The sequence below is a fragment of the Pseudomonas sp. NFACC16-2 genome (genome assembly GCF_900119205.1).
GTDB classification, from domain to species: Bacteria; Pseudomonadota; Gammaproteobacteria; order Pseudomonadales; family Pseudomonadaceae; genus Aquipseudomonas; species Aquipseudomonas fluorescens_Q.
The window spans coordinates 82,397-96,114 of record NZ_FPIX01000024.1 but is presented as its reverse complement, the minus strand read 5'-3'; the positions used below and the strand labels follow the sequence as shown (position 1 = coordinate 96,114).

The window sequence follows — 13,718 nt, the reverse complement described above, 5'->3', positions numbered from 1 at the left end:
GAAGTTTATGTTCTGAGCAAGGAAGAAGGCGGTCGTCACACTCCGTTCTTCAAAGGCTACCGTCCACAGTTCTACTTCCGTACAACTGATGTGACTGGTAACTGCGAGCTGCCAGAAGGCGTTGAAATGGTAATGCCAGGTGACAACATTCAGATGACTGTTACCCTGATCAAGACCATCGCGATGGAAGACGGTCTGCGTTTCGCTATCCGTGAAGGCGGTCGTACCGTCGGCGCTGGCGTCGTAGCCAAAGTCATCGAGTAAGTCTCTTTCAGAGTCAGCTTGATGAGTTGAAAAGCCCCCGCTTAGCGGGGGCTTTTTTATTGGGTTGACACCTATCAGGGGCGTCTATAGAATTGCGCCTCCTTTTAACGGGCGTATTGCGCCCGGTGGGAATAGCAGCCGGAGTCTGAAATCCAATGCAAAATCAGCAAATCCGTATCAGGTTGAAGGCTTTTGACCATCGCCTGATCGACCAATCCACCCAGGAAATCGTGGAAACCGCGAAACGTACTGGTGCTCAAGTGCGTGGTCCAATTCCACTGCCTACCCGTAAAGAGCGGTTCACCGTTCTGGTCTCCCCGCACGTCAACAAAGACGCGCGTGACCAGTACGAGATCCGTACTCATAAGCGCGTTCTGGATATCGTCCAGCCAACGGATAAAACCGTTGATGCTCTTATGAAGCTCGATCTTGCGGCCGGTGTGGAAGTGCAGATCAGCCTCGGCTAAGACTCGGTCTTAGTCGTGTAACGCTCTGAAATGGGCGGCCATAGCGGGTGAAAGCCCCGTACACTCATGAGGTTTACAACATGACTATTGGTGTAGTCGGTCGTAAATGCGGTATGACCCGTATTTTCACCGAAGAAGGTGTCTCCATTCCGGTCACGGTCATTGAGATCGAGCCGAATCGCGTCACCCAGTTCAAAACTGAAGAGACCGATGGCTATCGTGCAGTGCAAGTCACTGTCGGCGAGCGTCGTGCTTCGCGTGTAACAGCAGCTCAGGCTGGCCACTTCGCCAAGGCGAACGTTGCCGCTGGTCGTACCGTAATGGAATTCCGCCTTGAAGAAGGCGAGTACCAGGCCGGCGATCTGATCAACGCTGAAATCTTCGCCGCTGGTCAACTGGTTGATGTAACCGGTCAGTCCAAGGGTAAAGGCTTCCAGGGTACGATCAAGCGTTGGAACTTCCGCGGGCAAGATAACACCCACGGTAACTCCGTATCCCACCGCGTTCCAGGCTCTATCGGCCAGTGCCAGACTCCTGGTCGTGTATTCAAGGGCAAGAAAATGTCCGGTCATATGGGCGCTGAGCGCGTGACCGTGCAGTCCCTCGAAGTAGTGCGCGTGGACGCTGAACGCAATCTGTTGTTGGTCAAGGGCGCTGTTCCTGGCGCTACTGGCGGCAACTTGGTTGTACGTCCAGCAGCCAAGGCTCGCGGTTAAGGGGAAGCTGACATGCAATTAAATGTAAATGACGCTCAAGCGATCGAAGTTTCCGAACTGACATTTGGCGGCGAATTCAACGAGACGCTGGTTCACCAAGCAGTCGTGGCCTACATGGCTGGCGGCCGTCAAGGTAGCAAGCAGCAAAAGACCCGTTCCGACGTTTCCGGTGGCGGCAAGCGCCCATGGCGTCAGAAAGGTACTGGCCGTGCTCGTGCCGGTACTATCCGTAGCCCAATCTGGCGTGGCGGCGGTACCACTTTCGCAGCTCGTCCTCAGGATCACTCCCAGAAGCTGAACAAGAAGATGTATCGCGCAGCAATGCGTTCCATCCTTGCTGAGCTGGTGCGTACTGATCGTCTGGTCGTGGTTCAGGACTTCGCTGTTGAAGCACCGAAAACCAAAGATCTGCTGAACAAGCTGAACGGCATGGGCCTGACTGACGTCCTGATCGTGTCTGACGCTGTTGATCAGAACCTGTACCTGGCTGCTCGCAACCTGCCACACGTCGACGTTCGTGACGTGCAGGGTTCCGATCCGGTCAGTCTGATCGCATACGACAAGGTGTTGATCACCGTGTCGGCCGTGAAGAAATTCGAGGAGCTGCTGGGATGAACCAGGAACGCGTATTTAAAGTTCTGCTTGGCCCGCACGTTTCCGAGAAGGCTACGGTTCTGGCAGACAAGAAAGGCCAGTTCGTTTTCAAGGTTGCTACCGACGCAACCAAGCTGGAAATCAAGAAGGCCGTCGAAAGCCTGTTCAGCGTGAAAGTAGAGCGCGTGACTACCCTGAACGTTCTGGGTAAAAGCAAGCGCACTGCTCGCGGTCTGGGCAAGCGTAATGACTGGAAGAAGGCAGTTATCTCCCTTCAGCCAGGCCAAGATCTCGATTTCAGCAGCAGTGCTGAGTAAGGAAGGGGTGCATCATGGCAATCGTTAAATGCAAACCGACTTCCCCTGGCCGCCGTTTTGTGGTCAAGGTGGTCAACCAGGAGCTGCATAAAGGCGCTCCTCACGCACCGCTGCTCGAGAAAAAATCGAAGTCTGGTGGTCGTAACAACAATGGCCGTATTACCACTCGTCACATCGGTGGTGGTCATAAGCAGCATTATCGTCTGGTCGACTTCCGTCGCAACGACAAGGATGGCATCGCTGCCACCGTCGAGCGTATCGAATACGATCCAAACCGTACTGCTCACATCGCTCTGCTGCTGTACGCAGATGGCGAGCGTCGCTACATCATCGCCCCTAAGGGCGTGAGTGCTGGCGACCAGCTGATCGCAGGTGCCCTGGCACCGATCAAGCCGGGCAACGCTCTGCAACTGCGTAACATTCCAGTTGGTAGCACCGTACACGGCATCGAATTGAAGCCAGGTAAAGGCGCACAGATCGCTCGTTCCGCTGGTGCTTCGGCTCAGCTGATCGCTCGTGAAGGTGTCTACGTGACCCTGCGTCTGCGTTCTGGTGAGATGCGTAAAGTACTGGCTGAATGCCGTGCGACCTTGGGCGAAGTCTCGAACTCCGAGCACAGCCTGCGTTCGTTGGGTAAAGCTGGTGCCAAGCGCTGGCGTGGCGTTCGCCCAACCGTTCGTGGTGTTGCCATGAACCCGGTTGACCACCCACATGGTGGTGGTGAAGGTCGTACCTCTGGTGGTCGTCATCCGGTATCGCCATGGGGCTTCCCGACTAAGGGCGCGAAGACTCGTGGTAATAAGCGTACCGACAAAATGATCGTCCGTCGTCGCAAGTAAATAGAGGGATACGACAGTGCCACGTTCTCTGAAAAAAGGTCCTTTTATTGATCTTCACCTACTGAAGAAGATCGAAGTGGCGGCGGAAAAGAACGATCGCAAACCAGTTAAGACCTGGTCGCGTCGTTCGATGATCCTGCCACAAATGGTCGGTCTGACCATCGCAGTACACAACGGTCGCCAACACGTCCCAGTTCTCGTGAACGAAGACATGGTCGGCCACAAACTGGGCGAGTTCGCCGGTACCCGCACATACCGTGGGCACGTGGCTGACAAGAAAGCCAAGCGTTAAGGGGTAAGGAAATGGAAGTAGCCGCTAAGTTGTCGGGCGCTCGAATCTCCGCCCAGAAAGCCCGCTTGGTCGCCGACCAGATCCGCGGGAAGAGGGTGGGCGAAGCGCTCAACCTGTTGGCTTTCAGCAGTAAGAAAGCCGCCGAGATCATGAAGAAAGTGCTGGAGTCGGCCGTAGCCAACGCCGAGCATAACGAAGGCGCAGACGTTGATGACCTGAAGGTCAGCACCGTTTTCGTCAACGAAGGGCGTTCGCTGAAGCGCATCATGCCACGTGCCAAAGGCCGTGCTGATCGCATCGTCAAGCGGTCTTGCCATATCACTGTCAAGGTTGCTGACAAGTAACGGAGTCGAAGAGATGGGTCAGAAAGTACATCCCATTGGCATTCGCCTGGGAATCGTCAAGGAGCACACCTCCGTCTGGTACGCAGACGGTCGGACTTATGCGGACTACTTGTTCGCTGATCTGAAGGTGCGTGAGTATCTCCAAGACAAACTAAAAAGCGCGTCCGTAAGCCGTATCGATATCCATCGTCCGGCGCAGACTGCACGTATCACCATCCACACCGCTCGTCCAGGTATCGTTATCGGGAAGAAAGGTGAAGATGTTGAGAAACTGCGTCAGGACCTGACCAAGCAAATGGGTGTGCCTGTGCACATCAATATCGAAGAGATCCGCAAGCCGGAGCTCGACGGTATGCTGGTTGCGCAGAGCGTAGCTCAGCAGCTGGAGCGTCGCGTAATGTTCCGTCGCGCTATGAAGCGCGCTGTACAGAACGCAATGCGCATTGGTGCCAAAGGCATCAAAATCCAAGTGAGCGGTCGTCTCGGCGGTGCTGAAATCGCACGTACTGAATGGTATCGCGAAGGTCGTGTGCCACTGCACACCCTGCGTGCCGACATCGACTATGCCAACTACGAAGCTCACACCACCTACGGTGTGATCGGTGTAAAGGTTTGGATCTTCAAAGGCGAAGTAATTGGTGGTCGCCAAGAAGAACTGAAGCCACAAGCACCAGCGCCTCGTAAAAAAGCTGCTAAGTAAGGGGTACGCCAAATGTTGCAACCAAAGCGTACGAAGTTCCGCAAGCAGATGACCGGTCACAACCGTGGCCTGGCATTGCGCGGTAGCAAAGTCAGCTTCGGCGAGTTCGCGCTGAAGTCTGTTGCTCGTGGTCGTCTCACCGCTCGTCAGATCGAGTCAGCGCGTCGTGCTCTGACCCGTCACGTAAAACGTGGCGGCAAGATCTGGATCCGTGTATTCCCGGACAAGCCTGTCACCAAGAAGCCACTCGAAGTTCGGATGGGTAAAGGTAAGGGTAACGTGGAGTACTGGGTTGCCCAGATTCAGCCAGGCAAAGTCCTGTATGAAATCGAGGGTGTTTCTGAAGAGCTGGCGCGTGAGGCTTTCGCCCTGGCTGCTGCAAAGCTGCCGCTCGCCACCTCCTTTGTTAAACGGACGGTGATGTGATGAAAGCGAATGAACTTCGTGAAAAATCAGCACAGCAGCTGAACGAGCAACTGCTCGGCCTGCTGCGCGACCAGTTCAATCTGCGTATGCAGAAAGCAACTGGCCAGTTGGGGCAGTCTCATCTGCTCTCGCAAGTTAAGCGTGACATCGCTCGCGTGAAAACTGTGCTCAACCAGCAGGCAGGTAAGTAATCATGGCTGAAGCCGAAAAAACTGTCCGTACGCTGACTGGCCGTGTTGTCAGCGACAAGATGGACAAAACCATCACCGTTCTGATCGAGCGTCGCGTTAAGCACCCGATCTACGGTAAATACGTTAAGCGTTCGACTAAGCTGCACGCGCACGACGAAACCAATCAGTGCCACATCGGCGACAAAGTCACTATTCGTGAAACTCGTCCGATGGCCAAGACCAAGTCTTGGGCGCTGGTTGATGTTCTCGAACGCGCTGTGGAAGTCTAAGGGCTAGGGGTCGGAGAAATTATATGATTCAGACTCAATCCATGCTCGATGTGGCCGATAACAGCGGCGCTCGCCGTGTTATGTGCATCAAGGTGCTGGGTGGCTCCCATCGTCGTTACGCTGGTATCGGTGACATCATCAAAGTTACCGTCAAGGAAGCAATTCCTCGCGGTAAGGTGAAAAAAGGCCAGGTGATGACTGCTGTCGTAGTCCGCACTCGCCATGGTGTCCGTCGTGCTGACGGCTCCATCATCCGCTTTGATGGCAACGCTGCTGTTCTGTTGAACAACAAGCAAGAGCCGATCGGCACCCGTATCTTTGGGCCAGTGACCCGTGAACTTCGTACTGAGAAGTTCATGAAGATCGTCTCGCTCGCCCCAGAAGTGCTGTAAGGAGATCCGACATGCAAAAGATTCGTCGTGACGACGAGATCATCGTGATCGCCGGCAAAGACAAAGGTAAGCGCGGTAAGGTGCTGAAGGTTCTTGCTGACAACCGTCTGGTTGTTGGTGGTCTGAACCTGGTCAAGCGTCATACCAAGCCTAACCCGATGTCGGGCGTACAGGGCGGTATCGTCGAGAAAGAAGCGCCACTGCACGCTTCCAACGTCGCCATCTTCAACGGCGAAACCAACAAGGCTGACCGCGTTGGTTTCAAAGTAGAAGACGGTAAGAAAATTCGTGTCTTCAAGTCGACCCAAAAAGCGGTTGATGCTTGAACACTGCTAGGTAGAAGACCATGGCACGACTAAAAGAGATTTACCGGAAGGAAATCGCACCGAAACTTAAGGAAGAACTTAAGCTTTCGAACGTGATGGAAGTTCCGCGCGTTACCAAAATCACCCTGAACATGGGTCTGGGCGAAGCGATCGGCGACAAAAAAGTCATCGAGCACGCTGTTGCCGACCTGGAAAAGATCACCGGTCAGAAAGTCGTTGTGACTTACGCTCGGAAATCCATCGCTGGCTTTAAAGTCCGTGAAGGTTGGCCGATCGGTGTCAAAGTGACCCTGCGCCGTGAGCGTATGTACGAGTTCCTGGATCGTCTGCTGTCGATCTCCCTGCCTCGGGTTCGCGACTTCCGCGGCCTGAATGCCAAGTCCTTCGATGGTCGTGGCAACTACAGCATGGGCGTTAAAGAGCAGATCATTTTCCCGGAAATCGATTACGACAAGATCGACGCTCTCCGCGGTCTGGACATTACCCTGACCACCACTGCTCGGACGGATGACGAAGGTCGCGCACTGCTGCGCGCTTTCAAATTCCCGTTCCGCAACTGATTGGAGTAGGAAAATGGCCAAGAAGAGCATGAAGAACCGTGAGCTGAAGCGTCAGCTCACCGTTGCCAAGTACGCCACCAAGCGTGCAGCGCTGAAAGCTATCATCGTTGATCTGAACGCAAGTCCAGAAGCGCGTTGGGAAGCTACCGTAGCCCTGCAGAAGCAGCCACGTGACGCAAGCGCCTCGCGCATGCGTAACCGCTGCCGCCTGACTGGTCGTCCGCACGGCGTGTACCGCAAGTTCGGCCTTGGCCGTAACATGCTGCGTCAAGCTGCAATGCGTGGTGACGTTCCAGGTCTGGTTAAAGCCAGCTGGTAAGCACTGTCAAAGTCGCGGCGTTCGGGATCGCAAGATCCTGACCGTCGGTGACCTTGAACATGAATCAAGCCCCTATTGGGGCTTGATTCATTTGTGGGGTGTGTCTAGAATACCCGGCTCGCCTGAGCCCGTGTTTTTATTGCGCGGATGCGCTCGGCGACACGTACTAGCCGAAAGGCTAATTTTTTGTGTATTAGGAGCGTCTAGCCCATGAGTATGCAGGACCCGTTAGCGGACATGCTAACTCGTATCCGTAATGCCCAGATGGCTGAAAAGTCCGTCGTAAGCATGCCATCTTCTACGTTGAAGGTAGCTGTTGCCAAAGTCCTGAAGGACGAAGGTTACATTGCGGGTTATCAGATCAGCAGCGAAATCAAGCCACTGCTGTCCATCGAGCTGAAGTACTTCGAAGGCCGTCCGGTCATCGAGGAAGTGAAGCGCGTTAGCCGTCCAGGCCTGCGTCAGTACAAGTCCGTCGAGGATCTGCCGAAAGTTCGCGGCGGCCTGGGCGTGTCTATCGTCTCCACCAACAAAGGTGTGATGACGGATCGTGCTGCGCGCGCTGCCGGTGTCGGCGGCGAAGTTCTTTGCACTGTGTTCTAAGGGGGGATAAGCATGTCACGCGTCGCTAAGAACCCCGTTAAGCTGCCAGCCGGTGTCGAAGTCAAATTCGCAGGCCAACAGCTTTCGGTGAAGGGTGCCAAGGGCACTCTGCAACTGAACATCCATTCGTCCGTTGAGATCGTTGAAGAAGCTGGTGAGCTGCGTTTCGCTGCTCGCAATGGCGATCAACAGACTCGCGCAATGGCTGGTACCACTCGTGCGTTGGTAAACAACATGGTCCAAGGCGTAAGCCAAGGCTTCGAGCGCAAGCTCCAGCTGGTCGGTGTTGGTTACAAAGCGCAAGCAAAAGGCACAGTGCTGAACCTGGCTCTTGGCTTCTCGCACCCAGTGGATTATGAACTGCCGGAAGGCATCACCGCTGAGACTCCTAGCCAGACCGATATCCTGATCAAGGGCATCGACAAGCAGCTGGTAGGTCAAGTGGCCGCCGAGATCCGCGACTTCCGTCCACCAGAGCCGTACAAAGGCAAGGGTGTGCGCTACGCGGACGAAGTCGTCCGTCGTAAAGAAGCCAAGAAGAAGTAGGGCATAGCAAATGACCGACAAAAAAGTTACTCGACTGCGTCGCGCTCGCAAAGCACGCCTGAAAATGCACGAACTCGAAGTCGTGCGTCTCTGCGTGTTCCGCTCGTCGCAGCACATCTACGCCCAGGTCATTTCGGCCGACGGCAACAAAGTCCTGGCAAGTGCCTCGACTTTGGATAAAGAACTGCGTGATGGCGCCACTGGCAACATCGACGCGGCCACTAAGGTTGGCCAGCTGGTCGCTACGCGTGCAAAAGCCGCTGGCGTCTCGCAGGTGGCTTTCGACCGCTCTGGCTTCAAGTACCACGGCCGCGTCAAGGCGCTGGCTGATGCTGCTCGTGAAGCTGGGCTGGAGTTCTAAGTTATGTCAAATAACGACCAAAAGCGCGACGAAGGCTACATCGAGAAGCTGGTTCAAGTTAACCGCGTAGCCAAAACCGTTAAAGGCGGCCGTATCTTCACTTTCACTGCGTTGACCGTAGTAGGTGATGGTAAAGGCCGTGTTGGCTTCGGCCGTGGCAAGTCGCGTGAAGTGCCTGCTGCGATCCAGAAGGCAATGGAAGCTGCTCGCCGCAACATGATCCAGGTTGATCTGAACGGCACCACTCTGCAGTACGCAATGAAGTCTGCCCATGGCGCTTCGAAGGTGTACATGCAGCCTGCTTCTGAAGGTACCGGTATCATCGCTGGCGGCGCTATGCGTGCTGTCCTCGAAGTTGCTGGCGTTCAGAACGTTCTGGCCAAGTGCTACGGCTCGACTAACCCAGTAAACGTGGTTCACGCCACTTTCAAGGGTTTGAAAGCAATGCAGTCTCCTGAATCCATTGCCGCCAAGCGTGGCAAAAGCGTCAAGGAGATCTTCTGATCATGGCTACCGTAAAAGTTACGCTGATCAAAAGCATGACCGGCCGCATCCCTAACCACAAACTGTGCGTTAAGGGTCTGGGTCTGCGTCGCATCGGTCACACTGTAGAAGTCCTGGATACTCCCGAGAATCGCGGGATGATCAACAAGGCTTACTACATGCTGCGTGTCGAGGGTTAATCGATGAAACTCAATGATCTGAGTCCAGCGCCGGGTTCCCGTCGCGAAAAGCATCGTCCGGGCCGTGGTATCGGTAGTGGTTTGGGCAAGACCGGTGGCCGTGGCCACAAAGGTCAGACCTCCCGCTCCGGTGGCACCATTGCTCCAGGCTTTGAAGGCGGTCAACAGCCGCTGCATCGTCGCCTGCCGAAGTTCGGTTTCGTTTCCCTGAAAGCCATGGACCGCGCAGAAGTGCGTCTGTCCGAGCTGGCCAAAGTGGAAGGCGACATCGTCACCGTGCAGTCCCTGAAGGATGCCAACGTGATCAACCAGAACGTTCAGCGTGTGAAAATCATGCTGTCGGGCGAAGTTGCTCGTGCTGTCACCATCGGAAAGGGAATCGGCGCCACCAAAGGTGCGCGTGCGGCTATCGAAGCAGCTGGCGGCAAGTTCGAGGAATAAATGGCTAAGCAAGGTGCTCTCTCTGCGCTCGGCAAAGGCGGTATGTCTGAACTCTGGGCTCGTCTGCGTTTTCTGTTCCTGGCGATTATCGTCTACCGAATAGGCGCACACATCCCGGTTCCAGGTATCAACCCGGACCGACTCGCGGACCTGTTTCGACAGAATGAGGGGACCATTCTTAGCTTGTTCAACATGTTTTCCGGCGGCGCGCTGGAGCGGATGAGCATCTTTGCGCTGGGGATCATGCCGTACATTTCGGCATCGATCATCATGCAATTGATGAGCGCCGTCAGCCCGCAGCTGGAGCAGTTGAAGAAGGAAGGTGAAGCTGGCCGTCGCAAGATCAGCCAGTACACCCGCTACGGCACTGTCGTCCTCGCTCTCGTTCAAGCCATTGGCATGTCCATCGGCTTGGCGGGGCAGGGCGTTTCGTTCACTGCTGACTTCAGCTTTCATTTTGTTGCGGTAACCACTTTTGTGGCAGGCGCGATGTTCATGATGTGGCTGGGTGAGCAGATTACTGAGCGTGGTGTTGGCAACGGTATCTCGATGTTGATCTTCGCAGGTATCGTCGCCGGTCTTCCGAGAGCGATCGGGCAGTCTTTCGAGTCTGCGCGTCAGGGTGATATCAACATTTTCGCCCTGGTTGCCATCGGTCTGCTGGCAGTAGCGATTATCGGTTTCGTGGTGTTCATCGAGCGTGGTCAGCGTCGTATTGCTGTTCACTACGCCAAGCGTCAGCAGGGCCGCAAGGTATTTGCTGCGCAGACCAGCCACTTGCCGTTGAAGGTGAACATGGCCGGCGTCATTCCGGCTATTTTCGCGAGCAGCATCCTGCTGTTCCCGGCTTCGTTGGGTGCCTGGTTCGGCCAGTCTGAAGGTATGGGCTGGTTGCAGGACATCTCGCAGTCGATCGCTCCTGGTCAGCCGTTGAATATTCTGCTGTTTAGTGCAGGGATTATTTTCTTCTGCTTCTTCTATACGGCGTTGATGTTCAATCCGAAAGACGTAGCGGAAAACCTGAAGAAGTCCGGTGCCTTTATTCCGGGCATCCGTCCAGGTGAGCAGTCTGCGCGCTACATTGATGGCGTTCTGACTCGCTTGACCATGTTCGGTGCTCTTTACATGACGGCCGTCTGCCTGTTGCCCCAGTTCCTGGTGGTTGCGGCAAACGTACCGTTCTACCTTGGCGGGACCTCGTTGCTGATCGTGGTCGTGGTTGTGATGGACTTCATGTCCCAAGTACAATCGCACCTCGTTTCGCACCAGTACGAATCCCTGATGAAGAAAGCCAACCTGAAGGGCTACGGCAGCGGCATGTTGCGCTGAGTAGCGTCCATAAGGTTCGAGGAGTTGGTGATGAAAGTTCGTGCATCGGTGAAAAAGCTGTGCCGTAACTGCAAGATTATTCGCCGCGAAGGTGTTGTTCGGGTAATTTGCAGCGCGGAACCGCGTCACAAACAGCGCCAAGGCTGAGTGTGATTGTGCTTTAAGCCCGGCAGCTAGTGCGCTGCCGGGTTGATTATTTGTTATTACAGCGATATTATCTCGCGCCCTATTTCTTGGCTTCCGGGGCGTAGGTAGCTGTCAATTGGAGTCCCACTGAATGGCCCGTATTGCAGGCGTCAACATTCCAGATAACAAGCATACTGTTATCTCGCTGACCTACATCTATGGTGTTGGTCGCACTACTGCACAGAAAATTTGTGCAGTGACTGGGGTCAACCCAGCGGCAAAGATCAAAGATCTGAGCGACGAGCAGATTGAACAGCTGCGTGGCGAAGTGGCGAAGTTCACCACTGAAGGTGACCTGCGTCGCGAAATCAACATGAAAATCAAGCGCTTGATGGACCTCGGTTGCTATCGCGGTCTGCGTCATCGTCGTGGTCTGCCAGTACGCGGTCAGCGTACCAAGACCAACGCGCGTACCCGTAAAGGTCCGCGTAAGCCGATCCGCAAGTAATCGCCCCAGCGAATCGACAGGAATTTAATCATGGCAAAACCTGCTGCTCGTCCTCGTAAAAAAGTTAAAAAGACAGTGGTTGATGGCATCGCCCACATCCATGCTTCTTTTAACAACACCATCGTGACCATTACCGACCGTCAAGGTAACGCTCTTTCCTGGGCTACCTCCGGTGGTTCGGGTTTCCGCGGTTCCCGCAAGTCCACCCCGTTCGCTGCTCAAGTAGCTGCTGAGCGTGCTGGTCAAGCTGCGCTGGAATACGGCCTGAAAAACCTCGACGTCAACGTCAAGGGTCCAGGTCCAGGTCGTGAATCCGCAGTCCGCGCTTTGAACGGCTGTGGCTACAAGATCGCCAGCATCACCGACGTGACGCCAATCCCGCACAACGGGTGCCGTCCGCCGAAGAAGCGCCGCGTGTAATCCAGGAGATTGTAAAGAATGGCTCGTTACATTGGTCCAAAATGCAAACTCGCTCGTCGCGAAGGCACCGATCTTTTTCTGAAGAGCGGCGTGCGCGCGATCGAATCGAAGTGCAACATTGAAGCAGCACCTGGTATCCACGGCCAACGCCGCGGTCGCCAGTCCGACTACGGCACCCAACTGCGTGAAAAGCAGAAGGTCCGTCGTATCTACGGCGTTCTCGAGCGTCAATTCAGCGGCTACTACAAAGAAGCTGCTGGCAAGAAAGGCGCAACCGGCGAAAACCTGTTGCAGCTGCTCGAATGCCGCCTGGACAACGTTGTATACCGTATGGGTTTCGGTTCTACTCGTGCCGAATCTCGTCAGCTGGTATCGCACAAGTCGATCAGCGTTAACGGTCAGACCGTAAACGTTCCGTCCTACCAGGTTCGTGCTGGTGACGTGGTTGCTGTTCGCGAGAAAGCAAAGAACCAACTTCGCATTGTCCAAGCTCTCGATCTGTGTGCCCAACGTGGCCGCGTAGAATGGGTAGAAGTAGACACTGAGAAGAAGTCGGGCGTTTTCAAGAACGTTCCTGCTCGCAGTGATCTGTCCGCCGACATCAACGAAAGCCTGATTGTCGAGCTCTACTCCAAGTAAGGGCTAGAAAATAGGTGCATCCATGCAGATTTCGGTAAATGAGTTCCTGACACCCCGCCATATTGATGTGCAGGTTGTCAGTCCAACCCGCGCCAAGATCACACTCGAGCCTCTCGAGCGTGGTTTCGGCCACACCCTGGGCAACGCGCTGCGCCGCATCCTGTTGTCCTCAATGCCCGGCTGTGCAGTAGTCGAGGCCGAGATTGACGGTGTGCTCCATGAGTACAGCGCCATCGAAGGTGTACAGGAAGACGTAATTGAAATCCTGTTGAACCTGAAAGGTCTGGCTATCAAGCTGCACGGTCGTGACGAAGTTACGCTGACCTTGTCGAAGAAGGGTTCGGGGGTGGTTACCGCTGCCGATATTCAGCTGGATCATGATGTCGAGATCGTTAACCCCGATCACGTAATCGCTAACCTGGCGTCTAACGGCGCCCTGAACATGAAGCTCACCGTAGCTCGTGGTCGTGGTTATGAACCGGCAGACTCGCGTCAGAGCGATGAAGACGAAAGCCGCAGCATCGGTCGCTTGCAGCTTGACTCTTCGTTCAGCCCAGTTCGCCGTATCGCATACGTGGTGGAAAACGCCCGTGTCGAACAGCGCACCAACCTGGACAAGCTGGTTATTGATCTGGAAACCAACGGTACCCTGGATCCTGAAGAGGCTATCCGCCGTGCTGCAACCATCCTGCAACAGCAGTTGGCTGCGTTCGTCGACCTCAAGGGTGACAGTGAGCCAGTGGTTGTCGAGCAGGAAGACGAGATCGATCCGATCCTGCTTCGCCCGGTTGACGATCTGGAACTGACTGTACGTTCGGCTAACTGCCTTAAGGCGGAAAACATCTACTACATCGGCGACCTGATTCAGCGTACCGAAGTAGAGCTGTTGAAGACTCCGAACCTTGGCAAGAAATCCTTGACTGAAATCAAGGACGTTCTGGCCTCCCGCGGTCTGTCCCTCGGCATGCGCCTCGACAACTGGCCGCCTGCAAGTCTTAAGAAGGACGACAAGGCGACTGCCTGATCGTCGTAATCACCGAACGTTG

Annotated in this window: 27 protein-coding genes and 1 pseudogene; all 28 read left to right on the top strand. The window is 55.0% G+C overall.

Annotated elements, in window-relative coordinates:
• Positions 1-264, top strand: a pseudogene (locus BT116_RS19320) (elongation factor Tu); the annotation flags it as partial.
• Positions 265-419: 155 nt separating this feature from the next.
• Positions 420-731: a 30S ribosomal protein S10 gene (gene rpsJ / locus BT116_RS19315; RefSeq protein WP_003186070.1), complete on the top strand. Its 312-nt coding sequence runs from the start codon at positions 420-422 to the stop codon at positions 729-731.
• 80 nt (positions 732-811) lie between these two features.
• A complete protein-coding gene (gene rplC, locus BT116_RS19310) occupies positions 812-1,447 on the top strand; it encodes a 50S ribosomal protein L3 (RefSeq protein ID WP_003186059.1) in 636 nt (211 codons plus the stop codon).
• Positions 1,448-1,459: 12 nt separating this feature from the next.
• Complete coding sequence (gene rplD, locus BT116_RS19305; RefSeq protein ID WP_003186057.1) at positions 1,460-2,062, top strand: 50S ribosomal protein L4; 603 nt, start codon at positions 1,460-1,462, stop codon at positions 2,060-2,062.
• On the top strand, positions 2,059-2,358 hold the full coding sequence (gene rplW / locus BT116_RS19300) for a 50S ribosomal protein L23 (protein ID WP_002555488.1): 300 nt from the start codon (positions 2,059-2,061) through the stop codon (positions 2,356-2,358). Before rplD ends, rplW begins: the two co-directional genes overlap by 4 nt.
• A 14-nt stretch (positions 2,359-2,372) precedes the next feature.
• Entirely contained in the window at positions 2,373-3,197 is an 825-nt protein-coding gene (gene rplB / locus BT116_RS19295) for a 50S ribosomal protein L2 (protein ID WP_003186055.1), read from the top strand.
• A 16-nt stretch (positions 3,198-3,213) separates the two neighbouring features.
• Positions 3,214-3,489 carry a 30S ribosomal protein S19 gene (rpsS, locus tag BT116_RS19290; RefSeq protein WP_002555486.1) on the top strand — a complete coding sequence of 92 codons (276 nt, stop codon included), beginning with the start codon at positions 3,214-3,216 and terminating at the stop codon, positions 3,487-3,489.
• Between the two features lie 11 nt (positions 3,490-3,500).
• A complete protein-coding gene (gene rplV / locus BT116_RS19285) occupies positions 3,501-3,833 on the top strand; it encodes a 50S ribosomal protein L22 (protein ID WP_007924194.1) in 333 nt (110 codons plus the stop codon).
• Between the two features lie 13 nt (positions 3,834-3,846).
• Complete coding sequence (rpsC, locus tag BT116_RS19280; protein ID WP_003176422.1) at positions 3,847-4,533, top strand: 30S ribosomal protein S3; 687 nt, start codon at positions 3,847-3,849, stop codon at positions 4,531-4,533.
• A gap of 12 nt (positions 4,534-4,545) precedes the next feature.
• Positions 4,546-4,959, top strand: a complete 414-nt coding sequence (gene rplP, locus BT116_RS19275) for a 50S ribosomal protein L16 (RefSeq protein WP_003186052.1) — start codon at positions 4,546-4,548, stop codon at positions 4,957-4,959.
• Positions 4,959-5,150 carry a 50S ribosomal protein L29 gene (gene rpmC / locus BT116_RS19270; RefSeq protein WP_002555481.1) on the top strand — a complete coding sequence of 64 codons (192 nt, stop codon included), beginning with the start codon at positions 4,959-4,961 and terminating at the stop codon, positions 5,148-5,150. Before rplP ends, rpmC begins: the two co-directional genes overlap by 1 nt.
• Before the next feature lie 2 nt (positions 5,151-5,152).
• Positions 5,153-5,419 (top strand): 30S ribosomal protein S17, encoded by a 267-nt coding sequence (gene rpsQ / locus BT116_RS19265; RefSeq protein ID WP_003194644.1) that lies wholly within the window; start codon positions 5,153-5,155, stop codon positions 5,417-5,419.
• Between the two features lie 23 nt (positions 5,420-5,442).
• Positions 5,443-5,811: a 50S ribosomal protein L14 gene (rplN, locus tag BT116_RS19260; RefSeq protein WP_002555479.1), complete on the top strand. Its 369-nt coding sequence runs from the start codon at positions 5,443-5,445 to the stop codon at positions 5,809-5,811.
• Positions 5,812-5,822: 11 nt separating this feature from the next.
• On the top strand, positions 5,823-6,137 hold the full coding sequence (rplX, locus tag BT116_RS19255) for a 50S ribosomal protein L24 (RefSeq protein WP_003186046.1): 315 nt from the start codon (positions 5,823-5,825) through the stop codon (positions 6,135-6,137).
• A gap of 20 nt (positions 6,138-6,157) precedes the next feature.
• Positions 6,158-6,697, top strand: a complete 540-nt coding sequence (gene rplE, locus BT116_RS19250; RefSeq protein WP_003186044.1) for a 50S ribosomal protein L5 — start codon at positions 6,158-6,160, stop codon at positions 6,695-6,697.
• 13 nt (positions 6,698-6,710) lie between these two features.
• Complete coding sequence (rpsN, locus tag BT116_RS19245; RefSeq protein ID WP_003186042.1) at positions 6,711-7,016, top strand: 30S ribosomal protein S14; 306 nt, start codon at positions 6,711-6,713, stop codon at positions 7,014-7,016.
• A 210-nt stretch (positions 7,017-7,226) separates the two neighbouring features.
• A complete protein-coding gene (gene rpsH / locus BT116_RS19240; protein WP_017848802.1) occupies positions 7,227-7,619 on the top strand; it encodes a 30S ribosomal protein S8 in 393 nt (130 codons plus the stop codon).
• A gap of 12 nt (positions 7,620-7,631) precedes the next feature.
• Positions 7,632-8,165, top strand: a complete 534-nt coding sequence (gene rplF / locus BT116_RS19235) for a 50S ribosomal protein L6 (protein WP_003186039.1) — start codon at positions 7,632-7,634, stop codon at positions 8,163-8,165.
• A gap of 10 nt (positions 8,166-8,175) precedes the next feature.
• Positions 8,176-8,526 carry a 50S ribosomal protein L18 gene (rplR, locus tag BT116_RS19230; protein WP_003186037.1) on the top strand — a complete coding sequence of 117 codons (351 nt, stop codon included), beginning with the start codon at positions 8,176-8,178 and terminating at the stop codon, positions 8,524-8,526.
• Between the two features lie 3 nt (positions 8,527-8,529).
• Complete coding sequence (gene rpsE, locus BT116_RS19225) at positions 8,530-9,030, top strand: 30S ribosomal protein S5 (protein ID WP_003186035.1); 501 nt, start codon at positions 8,530-8,532, stop codon at positions 9,028-9,030.
• Positions 9,031-9,032: 2 nt separating this feature from the next.
• A complete protein-coding gene (gene rpmD, locus BT116_RS19220; protein ID WP_003186033.1) occupies positions 9,033-9,209 on the top strand; it encodes a 50S ribosomal protein L30 in 177 nt (58 codons plus the stop codon).
• A gap of 3 nt (positions 9,210-9,212) precedes the next feature.
• The gene (gene rplO / locus BT116_RS19215) at positions 9,213-9,650 is read left to right on the top strand and encodes a 50S ribosomal protein L15 (protein ID WP_063324140.1); all 438 of its coding nucleotides are present in this window, start codon (positions 9,213-9,215) and stop codon (positions 9,648-9,650) included.
• A complete protein-coding gene (gene secY, locus BT116_RS19210; protein ID WP_003186029.1) occupies positions 9,651-10,979 on the top strand; it encodes a preprotein translocase subunit SecY in 1,329 nt (442 codons plus the stop codon).
• A gap of 30 nt (positions 10,980-11,009) precedes the next feature.
• Positions 11,010-11,126, top strand: a complete 117-nt coding sequence (rpmJ, locus tag BT116_RS19205) for a 50S ribosomal protein L36 (protein ID WP_002555468.1) — start codon at positions 11,010-11,012, stop codon at positions 11,124-11,126.
• Between the two features lie 130 nt (positions 11,127-11,256).
• Positions 11,257-11,613: a 30S ribosomal protein S13 gene (gene rpsM, locus BT116_RS19200; protein WP_003186020.1), complete on the top strand. Its 357-nt coding sequence runs from the start codon at positions 11,257-11,259 to the stop codon at positions 11,611-11,613.
• Between the two features lie 30 nt (positions 11,614-11,643).
• Positions 11,644-12,033, top strand: a complete 390-nt coding sequence (gene rpsK / locus BT116_RS19195; RefSeq protein WP_002555466.1) for a 30S ribosomal protein S11 — start codon at positions 11,644-11,646, stop codon at positions 12,031-12,033.
• Positions 12,034-12,051: 18 nt separating this feature from the next.
• Positions 12,052-12,672, top strand: a complete 621-nt coding sequence (gene rpsD / locus BT116_RS19190; protein WP_003176404.1) for a 30S ribosomal protein S4 — start codon at positions 12,052-12,054, stop codon at positions 12,670-12,672.
• Positions 12,673-12,694: 22 nt separating this feature from the next.
• Complete coding sequence (gene rpoA, locus BT116_RS19185; RefSeq protein ID WP_003186012.1) at positions 12,695-13,696, top strand: DNA-directed RNA polymerase subunit alpha; 1,002 nt, start codon at positions 12,695-12,697, stop codon at positions 13,694-13,696.
• Positions 13,697-13,718 lie beyond the last annotated feature (22 nt).